6 protein-coding genes and 1 pseudogene are annotated in these 10,147 nt (G+C 74.7%); 3 read left to right on the forward strand and 4 right to left on the reverse strand.

The genetic code is table 11. The features are described from left to right. Positions 1–41: 41 nt before the first annotated feature. The 3 genes and pseudogenes from ACFYMP_RS24735 to ACFYMP_RS24745 form a co-directional block, all read right to left on the reverse strand. Positions 42–1,778, reverse strand: a complete 1,737-nt coding sequence (locus ACFYMP_RS24735; RefSeq protein WP_388861566.1) for a sigma-70 family RNA polymerase sigma factor — start codon at positions 1,776–1,778, stop codon at positions 42–44. A 976-nt stretch (positions 1,779–2,754) separates the two neighbouring features. Next, complete coding sequence (locus ACFYMP_RS24740; protein ID WP_388861568.1) at positions 2,755–3,456, reverse strand: hypothetical protein; 702 nt, start codon at positions 3,454–3,456, stop codon at positions 2,755–2,757. Continuing rightward, positions 3,454–3,915 (reverse strand): annotated as a pseudogene (locus ACFYMP_RS24745) (TetR/AcrR family transcriptional regulator); the annotation flags it as partial. The gene ACFYMP_RS24740 and the pseudogene ACFYMP_RS24745, both read right to left, overlap by 3 nt. A gap of 402 nt (positions 3,916–4,317) precedes the next feature. On the opposite strand from ACFYMP_RS24745, the gene ACFYMP_RS24750 reads away from it, so the two are divergent. Continuing rightward, entirely contained in the window at positions 4,318–5,622 is a 1,305-nt protein-coding gene (locus tag ACFYMP_RS24750; RefSeq protein ID WP_388861570.1) for an NAD(P)/FAD-dependent oxidoreductase, read from the forward strand. 513 nt (positions 5,623–6,135) lie between these two features. Beyond that, positions 6,136–7,845: a SpoIIE family protein phosphatase gene (locus tag ACFYMP_RS24755; RefSeq protein WP_388861550.1), complete on the forward strand. Its 1,710-nt coding sequence runs from the start codon at positions 6,136–6,138 to the stop codon at positions 7,843–7,845. Positions 7,846–7,921: 76 nt separating this feature from the next. Here the strand turns inward: ACFYMP_RS24755 and ACFYMP_RS24760 are convergent, their stop codons facing one another. Beyond that, on the reverse strand, positions 7,922–9,247 hold the full coding sequence (locus ACFYMP_RS24760; protein ID WP_388861572.1) for an MFS transporter: 1,326 nt from the start codon (positions 9,245–9,247) through the stop codon (positions 7,922–7,924). A 115-nt stretch (positions 9,248–9,362) separates the two neighbouring features. Between ACFYMP_RS24760 and ACFYMP_RS24765 the strand changes: the two genes are divergently transcribed. Then, on the forward strand, positions 9,363–9,911 hold the full coding sequence (locus tag ACFYMP_RS24765; RefSeq protein WP_388861552.1) for a MarR family winged helix-turn-helix transcriptional regulator: 549 nt from the start codon (positions 9,363–9,365) through the stop codon (positions 9,909–9,911). Positions 9,912–10,147: the final 236 nt, after the last annotated feature.

Consider the following 10,147-nt stretch of genomic DNA (forward strand, 5'->3'; position numbering starts at 1 on the left):
CATGCGGCGTACGGCGCGCCGCCCCGCGGCCCGCAGCCGCCTCAGCCGCAGGTGAACCGCGACCGCGCCCAGTCGGCGACGGCCGCCGCCCGGTCCAGCGGCGCCTCCGCGTCACTCACCGGCTCGACGACCAGCTGGACCGTCCGCCGCCCGGCCAGCCCGACGTGCACCGGTACGGCGGGGTCCCCACCGCGCACGATCCCCGAACTCCACAGCGGTACGCCGTCCCCGAGGACGGAGAAACGGACCGCGCCCAGGCCCAGCGTCATGTCGTCCACACCCGCGAAGGCGTCGTACGCCGCGCACGGCCGGTTGAGTTCGACGGTGACCCGGGAGGGGCCGTGCACCGTCACCCCGTTCGCGTACCGCACCCCGCCGACCGACATACCGCCAGGCCGCTGCCACACCCCGGCGCCCCCGGGGTCCAGCCGCATCTCGGGCCCGCTGCCGTCGCCGGTCAGCGTGTACCGCAGCGCGCTCCACTCGTAGACGACGGACGGGGGCGGCGGGGCCGGGGCCGGAGTGGTGGGGGCCGGTGAGGGAGCCGGCGGTGTGGGTGTGGGTGTGGGTGTGGGTGTGGGCGTCGGAGTCGGGCTCGGGCTCGTCGGGCCGGGGCTCGGCTCCGGCTTCGGCGTGGGCCGTGCCGGGGAGGGGGCCGGAGAGGGCCGTTCCGCGACCGGGCGTGGTGCTCGCGGAGGCGCGGGCGGCTCGGACGGCTCGGAGGCGGGTGGTTCCGTCGACGGCTCCGGTACGACGGGCTGCACCGCCGGCGGCCTGGCGTCCGGCCGCGGGTCCTTCGGCGGATGGTCCCCGGCGAGGATCATGGCGACCGCCACCCCGGCGGCGGCCACCGCCCCCGCGACCAGCCCGATCTTGACGGGCGTCCCGACCCCCTCGGACGCGGCCCCGCCGGCGGCCCCGGAACCGGCCGCCCCGGAACCCGAGGCGGCCGCGGCCGCTCCCGCCGCCCCGGCACCCGCGCCGCCGCCGACGAGCGCGGCCACTTTCGCGTACCCGGCGGCACCGAACCAGCCGATGACGGCGATCGGCACGACCCCCGGAATCCCGCCCGCGACCTCCTTGATCTGCCCGGCCGCGAGGCGGCACCGCGCGCACTCCTCCAGGTGCTTGCGCAGCCCGCGCTCGGCCCGGCTGCGCAGCCCCCCGCGCGCGTACGCCCCGAGCCGGTCGGCGTACGCCGCGCAGCCCTCGTCCGCGGTGAGCGCGCTGCTCACATGGGCCTGGAGATACGCCTGCTTGAGGCCCTCGCGGGCCCGGCTCGCCAGTACCCGGGTGCCGTTCGCGTCGAGGCCGAAGAGCGTCGCGACCTCGCTCGGCGACTCGTCCTCGACCTCGGTGTGCCACAGCACCGCCTGCCAGCGCTCCGGCAGACTGCGGAAGGCGCGCATCGCCATCGACTGCTCGGCCTCGTGCATCGCGAGCACGTCGGCGCCCAGGTCGAGGGTGTCGTCCTCGGGGCCGGCCGAGGTGCGTACCGCCTGCGCCGCGAACACCGCGAAGTCGTCCACCAGTTGCTCGCGCCGCGCGGTACGCCCCCAGTCGGCCGCGACCCGCCGCACCGTCGTCAGCAGATACGCCCGCACCGCGTACTCGGGCCCCGCCCCGTGCCGTACGGCGGCCAGCATGCGGGCGAACACCTCGGCGGTCAGGTCCTCCGCGGTGTCCGCGTCCCGGCAGCAGGTCCGCGCGTACCGCCGCACCCCGTCCGCGTGCCGGCGGAACAACTCGGCGGAGGCCGAGTCGTCCCCGTCCCGCATCCGGGTCAGCAACTCCCCGTCCCCGGTCCCGGCCCCCGGTCCACCCTGCCGGGGCACCTGATGAACGGAGGAGGCGGGAGGACCGGGCTCCGCGGCGGCCGCGGCAACGGGCGAGGCGGCTCCGGCAGCCTCCGGAGCGGCGGCTCCGGCTACCTCGGGAGCGCGTCCGGCCGCAGCCTCCTGCTCCCCGGCGGGGGGCCGGCCCACGGGGACGGGCTGCTCCCCGGCGGTAGGACGGCCCCCCGCCGCAGACCGTCCCCCCTGCCGTGCGGCGGCCTGCTCCCCGGCGGCGGCCTGCCGCCCGACCTGGGGCGGTTGCCCGGTGGCGGTCCCGCGCTGTCCGCCGTGGGCCGCCCGCCCGCCCGTGGCGGGCGAGGCCCCCGCGCCGCCCCCGGATTCGCCCTGCGGCCCGCCGCGTCCGTCCCCGGATTCGTCCTGCGGCCCGCCGCGTCCGTCCTCCGGCTGCCCCGCACCGGCCCGGGGGTCGTGACGTTCACCCGTACTCACCGCGGAGAGCCCCCGTACCGACGCGTAGATCCAGACATCGGCACAGGTTGGCACACGAGGCAACACGACTGAACACGTACGAGACCCGATCACTCTTTCGGGTAGTTCTGCCGAAACGGCTCCCCAACAGGCAGGCAGCCAAAGCCTCTTGTTCCGCCCCGCACCGGGACGGCCTTCGCGACACTCCCCGAACGAGTGAAAGCGGGTGAACTCGCCCGCACGCCCACCGCCCTGCCCGGAAACGACGGAACCGCACCGGAGCGCCCGCCCGCACGGTTACGCCCACACGGAACGCACCGACGGATACGCGCGGACGTGAACGGCCGGGCCCCGTACCTGGCCGGCCGGGTACGGACGACCCGCCACCGCGCCGCCCGTACCGCCGTCGAATCGCCCGGTGCCGCCACCGCGCCGCCCGTACCGCCGCGAGGGCCCGAGGCCCCGGGCAGGACTCGGGCCCTCGCCTCAGTCACCCCAGAGGACGGCTGCGCAGGCCCTCCAGAAGGATGTCCAGGAGCCGGGAGGAGGCCGCCTCCTGCTGAGCGGCGTCGGGGAGTGCGGGCGCGGCCGTGGCGATGACGAGCAGGACGTCGGCGACCGTGACGTCCTCGCGCAGTTCACCCGCCTCGCGTGCCCGGTCCACGAGCCGGCCGACCACGTCGAGCAGAGCGACCGTCCCCGCGTCCTCCGTGCGGGCCGTGGCCTGCGCGCCCGGGATCTGCGTCCCGAGCGGCGCGGCGGCGGTGCGCTGCTGCGGGACCCGCGTCTCCTCCCGGCCCAGGCCGGATACGCCCGCCCCGAACCCGCGCGACTCGCCACCGACGGCACCGACGGCACCGACGGCACCGACAGCACCGACGGCACCGGCGACGACACCGCCGAAGTCCTCCGTACCCGTCGGCGCCGTACCCGCCGCTTTCGCACCGGACGTTCCCGTGACCGCCGTCGCGGAGACGCCGGTCGCGGAGCCCGTCGCCCCCGCGGCCGCACCGGCCCCGGGCGCCCCGGGCGCCGCGCCGTCCGTCTCGCCCACCGCGCCGCCCGGAATCACTCCGGCACCGAGTCCGCCCCGGAGGCCGGACTCGGCTCCCGCACCGGGTCCGTTACCGGGTCCGTTCGCCACGCGGGCGTCAGTCCCGGCCCCGTCGCCCGGCCCGGCCCCGGTACTCACGCGCAGGACCTGCGGCGGCAGCAGCCGCCCCGCCCCGGACGCCACCGAAGTACGCAGGAAACGGGAGAGCGCCGACCACGGCTCCTCCTCCTGCCCGAGCGCCGTACGGGCCTGTTCGGTGAGCCGGGCCGTCTCCTCCTCGGCTATGCGGCGCACCAGCACGTCCTTGCTCGGAAAGCGCCGGTACACCGTGCCGACACCGACTCGCGCCCGGCGTGCCACGTCCTCCATCGGCGCCCCGTACCCCAGCTCGCCGAACACCTCGCGCGCCGCCCGCAGTACGTGCTCCAGATTGCGCTGGGCGTCGACCCGCAAGGGCGCCGAGCGGGACGCCTGCCCGCGCATCGCGCGGCCCGCGCCCGTCACACCCGCCCGCGGCCCGACGCCTGAACCGCCCGACGCGGCCGAGGCCGAGGCGAGTAGTGAGGCGGAAGGCCATTTCGGCTCCTGCATATGCATGTTGTTCCCCCGGTCATGACGTCTCCCCCCGGAGACTCTCCGCGTCATCGACTGCCGGAGTGCGAGGAACGGTCCCTTCCTCGGGAGCGCGCCCACACCACCCCGACAACTCACGAACATAGTTGAGTGGCAGTCAATTCAGAAGGGCCCCGTTCCGGACAGACCGCCCCTCATTCGGAGTACCCACCGATTCCGCCCCGACCGACCCCCGCCACCCCCCACCCGTCACCCGCCTTGACCTGGGCCAACGCCCGTAGCGCGAGCGGCTCGCGGCCGCCCGCCGCCCGTCCGTGACCAGTCATACGAATCGCCGGGGCTGTGGACAAACGGTGGGGTCCGTTGCGTCATGGGGAGGTGAAGGAACCCGCGCGCATTCTCGTGGTCGGCGGTGGTTACGTCGGGATGTACACCGCACTGCGTCTCCAGCGGAAGCTGAAGGACGGTGAGGCCGAGGTCGTCCTCGTCACGCCCGACCCCTATCTGACCTACCAGCCGTTCCTGCCCGAGGCCGCCGCGGGCTCCCTGTCCCCGCGCCACGTCGTCGTACCGCTGCGCCGGGTCCTCACCGGCTGCCGCCTCCTGCTCGGCGAGGTCGTGTCCGTCGACCACGCGACCCGCACCGCCTACGTCGAGACCCCCGCCACCGAGGACGAGGGCGGCGGCGCCACCGAACTGGCCTACGACGAGATCGTCCTCGCGCCCGGCTCGGTCTCCCGCACCCTCCCCGTCCCCGGACTCGCCGAGCACGGCATCGGGTTCACGACGGTCGAGGAGGCCATCGGGCTGCGCAACCACGTCCTGGAACAGCTCGACATCGCCTCCTCGACCCGCGACCCGGCCCTGCGCGACGCCGCGCTCACCTTCGTCTTCGTCGGCGCCGGGTACGCCGGGGTCGAGGCCCTCGCCGAACTGGAGGACATGGCCGGCTACGCGAGCAGGCACTACCACAACCTCGAACGCGACGACATGAGATGGGTACTCGTCGAGGCCGGCGCGCGCATCCTGCCCGAGGTCGCCCCCGAACTGGGCACCTACGCGCTGCGCGCCCTGCGCCGCCGCGGCGTCGACGTCCGCCTCGGCACCCGCCTCAGCTCCTGCGAGCAGCGCGTCGCCGCACTCGACGACGGCACCCGGCTGCCCACCCGGACCCTCGTGTGGACCACCGGGGTGCGACCGCACCCCCTCCTGGCCGCGTGCGACCTGCCCACCGACGACCACGGCCGCCTCGTGTGCACGCCCCGACTGGACGTAGTGGACACCCCGCACGCCTGGGGAGCGGGCAACGCGGCCGCCGTCCCCGACCTGACCGCGCCCGAGGAGGACCGCACCTGCGCGCCCAACGCCGCGCACGCGCTCCAGCAGGCCCGCGTCCTCGCCGACAACCTCCTCGCGAGCCTGCGCGGCACCCCGGCCCGCGACTACCGCCACCGCCCCTCCGGCTCCGTGGCGACGCTGGGACTGCACAAAGGGGTCGCCCAGATCCGTGGCAGGAAACTCACCGGCTACCCCGCCTGGTTCCTGCACCGCCTCCACCACCTCGGCCGCGTCCCCACCGCCAACCGCAAGGCCCGGGTCCTCGCGGAATGGACCGTCTCCGCGTTCTTCACCAGGGAGATCGTCTCCCTCGGCTCCCTGGAGCACCCCCGCGCCGAGTTCGAACGCGCGGCGGGCGGCGAGCCCCCGCCCCACCCGGAGGGGTCGTTCTGAGCCCCACCAGGAGCAGCCCCACCACGAGCAGCCCCGCCAGGAGCAGCCCCGCCACGAGCCCCACCCCCGCCCCGCCCCCGGCGGATTGTCGGTCCCGTCCGCAAGACTGTTCCTCCACCGGACACCAGCGCCCCCGAACCTGCCCGCACGCCCGCCGCCGCTCCCGTACGCCCGCCACCCGGGCAGTCCCGCGACACCACCCGGGCCAGGACCACCCACCCACCGGCCCCGCCCAGGTCAGCGCGGAGCCGGGCCCGCGGGCCGCGCCCCGCCCGCGGCCGGGGCGCCGCGCCCACCACGCCACCGCCCCACGCCCGAACCCGCGGGGACTCGGATACCTTCACTGGCTTCGATACCGTCACTGCCCCAGACGTCACACCGGCACCAGGAGCACGCACCACACCGGCGTGCGCTGCCTCCCGTGCCCGCCCTATCCGCAGCACCCGCACGCGACAGGCGGCCCGTCCCCGACGCGGCCCACGAACCCCGTACGACAACACGAGGCGAGACTCGGTGAACTTCACGCGCTGGAGCGCCCGGCTTCCCGGCACGCAACGCCGCGCCGCCGCACGGACCGAACGGGGCGGCGCCGTCCCCGCGGCCCGCGCGGAACACGGCGCGGGCCCCACCGCCCCCGCGCCGCCCTCCGTCGACCGGCTGCCCGCCCGCGAGATCCTCGACCAGGCACCCGCCCTGGTCGCCCTCGTGCACGGCCCCGACCACCGCCTCCTCTACGTCAACGAGGCGTACCGCGCGGCCTTCGGCGACCGCACCCCCGGCGCCCCCGCCCGCGAGGCGCTCCCGGAACTCGCCGAACTCGGCCTGCCGCCCCTCCTCGATCAGGTACTGCGCAGCTCCAGACCCCGTACCGTCAAATCCCGCAAGGCCCCCGACGGCCGCTCGTACACCTTCGCGTGCACCCCCGTCACCATCCCGCCCGCGCCCCCGGAGCCCGGTCCCGCCCCAGCCGGTTCGCCCCCTCAGCGAGGCCACGAGTCCGCGCCCGAGACCGGCATCCTCGTCTTCGCGACCGACGTCACCGAGCACGCCGAGGCCGCGGAACGCCTGCGGACGAGCGAACGACTCCAGCGCGAGACCGCCGTCACCCTCCAGCGCTCCCTGCTCCCGCAGGAACTCGAACAACCCGACGACCTCCGCATCGCCGCGACCTACCAGCCCGGCGGCACCGACGCCGCGGTCGGCGGCGACTGGTACGACGTCATCACCCTCGGCGGCGGGCGCACCGCGCTCGTCATCGGCGACGTCATGGGCCGGGGCGTACGCGCCGCCGCCGTCATGGGCCAGCTGCGCACCGCCGTCCGCGCCTACGCCCGCCTCGACCTGCCCCCGCACGAGGTCCTGCAACTCCTCGACGGACTCGCCGCCGAGATCGACGCCACCCAGATCGCCACCTGCGTCTACGCCGTCCACGACCCCAACGAGGGCCGGCTCGTCTACGCCTCCGCCGGGCACCTCCCGATCCTCGTCCGCGACGAGCACGGGGTGATCCACCGCGCCGAGGAACCCACCGGGCCCCCGCTCGGCACCGGCGGCTGGCTGCACACCTCCCGCTCCGTGCCGCTCACCCCCGGATCGACCGCCGTCCTCTACACCGACGGCCTCGTCGAACGCCGCGACCAGGACATCGACCAGGGCGTCTCCTCCCTCGCCGACGCGCTCGCCGGCGCCACCGGCAGCCCCCAGGTGGTCTGCGACCGCCTGCTGCGCGCCCTCGGCGTGACCGCCTCGCACGACGACGACGTCGCCGTCCTCGTCGTCGAACACCCCGCGCGCACCGGCGCCGACGCCGACCTGTTCCGCAACGCGACCCTCGAACTGCTCGGCGGCATCGAGGCCACCCCACGCGCCCGCGCCTTCGCCTCCGGTGTCCTGACCAGCTGGCGCTTCCCCACCGAACTGCACGACCTCGGCCTGCTCGCCGCGAGCGAACTCGTCGCCAACTCCCTCCAGCACGGCACCCCGCCCATGCGCCTGAGACTGCGCCGCACCGACCGCCGGCTGATCGTCGAGGTCACCGACGGCGACGACCACCTCCCGCGCCGCCGCACCGCGGAACCCGCCGACGAGACCGGCCGGGGCATCGCGATCGTCGCGACCATCTCCTCCGGCTGGGGCTGCCGCCGCACCCCCGGCGGCGGCAAGGCCGTGTGGTGCGAGTTCGCCCTCCCCGGACACACCCGCGCCCCCGGCCTCCCCCGCTGAGGGGAGTCCGGGGGCACGGGAGGAGCTGAGGGGACGACGGCGATGCCTACGGGGAGGAGCTGACGCGGTACGCGGCTCAGACGCCGGCCGCGGGCAGCGGGTTCTCCCGCGTCGTACCGCCGTCCGCGTCCGCGGCCACCGGCTCCGGCCCGGCGACACCGGCCGCCACGACCCGGGAGCCGTAGGGCCGGTCCTGCGCCGGGGTCAGCCTCGGCCCGATCCGCAAAGCCAGGACCGTGATCCCCAGGGAGAACACCAGGAAGGTCAGGATGTACGGACCGTGCAGCGCGGCCGCCATCGGACCGCCCACCGCGGGACCGACCGCGAGCGCGAGCTGCTTCACCAGCGCGAAGGCCGAGTTGTACTGGCCGACCATGCCCTCCGGGGCGAGGTCCACGACCAGCGGCGCGACCGTCGGCGAGAGCATCGACTCACCGAGCCCGAACAGCGCGTACGTCGAGACGAAGGCCGCCGTCGCCATCGCCTGGCTGCCGTGGCCCAGCCCCGCGTACCCGGCGACCGCCCAGGCCAGCGCCCACAGCAGGCCGACCAGCGCGATGACCCGGCTGCGCCGGCGCCGCTCGACGAGCTTGAGCACGGCGAACTGCGCCACCACGATCACCGCGGTGTTCGCGGCCAGCGCGATCCCGAGCGTCGAGGCCGATATACCGGCCGCCTCGACGCCGTACGCGGCGAGACCCGAGTCGAACTGCCCGTAACAGGCGAAGAAGATCACGAAGGCGAGCACGCACAGCTGCACCATCGCGCGGTTCTGCGCCAGGGCCCGCATCCCCCGCTTGGCACCGGCCGCCGGGTCGGCGGGCACGGTCTCCTGGAGCGAGGCCGAGCGGGGCAGCCGCACGCTCGCGGCGATCGCCGCGAGCACCAGGAACATCGCGGCCTCGATCGAGAACAGCAGCAGGAAGCTGGAGGGCCGGCTCTCGTCGACCAGCTGCCCCCCTACGAGGCCGCCGATACCGAGGCCCAGGTTCTGCAGGAAGAACTGCGTGGCGAACGCCCGGGTCCTGCTGGTGGGCGCCGAACACCACACGACCATCGTCGCGAGCGCCGGCTGCATCACCGCCGTACCCGCGCCGAGGACGGCGGCCGACAGGATCGCCGTCACCTCCGTCGTCGCCAGGCCGAGGGCCAGCGCCCCGGCGGCGGACAGCACGGACGCGCCGACCAGCACCGGGAGCGGCCCGCGCCGGTCGATGACCCGCCCCACGACCGGAAGCACGACCAGCGCGGCCACAGCGAACGCGGCGAGCACGATGCCCGCCGCACTGGCGCCCAGATCCCGGACCTGCGCCACATAGACGTAGAGAAACGGGACCGTGAAACCGACACCGAACGCGCTCAGCGCGCTGCCCACCTGGATCTTGCGCATGGCCATGCCCATTGCCCTGGTCACCTCCACCTGCCTTACCTCTGTAGACTTCGAACCTAAAGTTAGATCCTAAACTCTACACCGCGAAGGACTTCAACGCCAAGCGGGGCCGTGCCATACTCGGGCCATGGGCGATACCCCCGGCCCCGCGGAGCCGTCACTCGAAGAGCAGATCGCCGCGTACCAGCGCGAATTCACCGATCTCGACCCCCAGGTCGAGCAGATCGTCTCCGCCCTGGGCCGCCTGAACCGCCGGATGAACGTGGCGTACGGGCGGCAGACCTCGACGCTCGACATGAGCAACGCCGAGTGGGAGGTCCTGAAGGCCCTGGTCCTGTCGGGCCCGCCGTACCAGCTGGGCCCCGGGGACATCGCGAAGCGCCTCGGGCTCACCCCGGCCGCCATGACGCACCGCATCGACCGGATGGTCACGGAGGGCCTGGTGACCAGGCAGCGCGACGAGCACAACCGCGTGCGGGTCATCGTGGAGCTGACGGACGAGGGCCGGCAGAAGTGGCTGCGGGCGATGAGCCTGGCCTCGTCCTTCGAGGAGGACCTGCTCCAGGACCTCACGGGAGCCGAGCGCGGAGTCCTGGGGGAGCTGCTGATCCGCCTGCTGCGCAGAGTGGAGGAGGCCCAGCCGGACGCCGGTGGCCGCCTCTCCGACCTGGACTGACCGCACGGGGGCCACCCCGGGTTTGACACGCGTGGGGTGGGTGCGTAAGGTTCTTCGAGTTGCCACGGAGCCGTGAGGTTCCGGGACGACTTCTCACCGCGCGAGCGGTAACCCACTCAGCACGATCTTCCTTCACGGGATCGCTTTCGGCACCCCTTTTTTCTGGTGTGCGTGAAATCGGATTGCGAAGGGCTCGATTATGAGCCCGGAGGAGAATCCACTACTGTCTGGGACGT

It is taken from the genome of Streptomyces sp. NPDC007088 (assembly GCF_042869355.1).
In the GTDB taxonomy this organism is placed as follows: Bacteria; Actinomycetota; Actinomycetes; order Streptomycetales; family Streptomycetaceae; genus Streptomyces.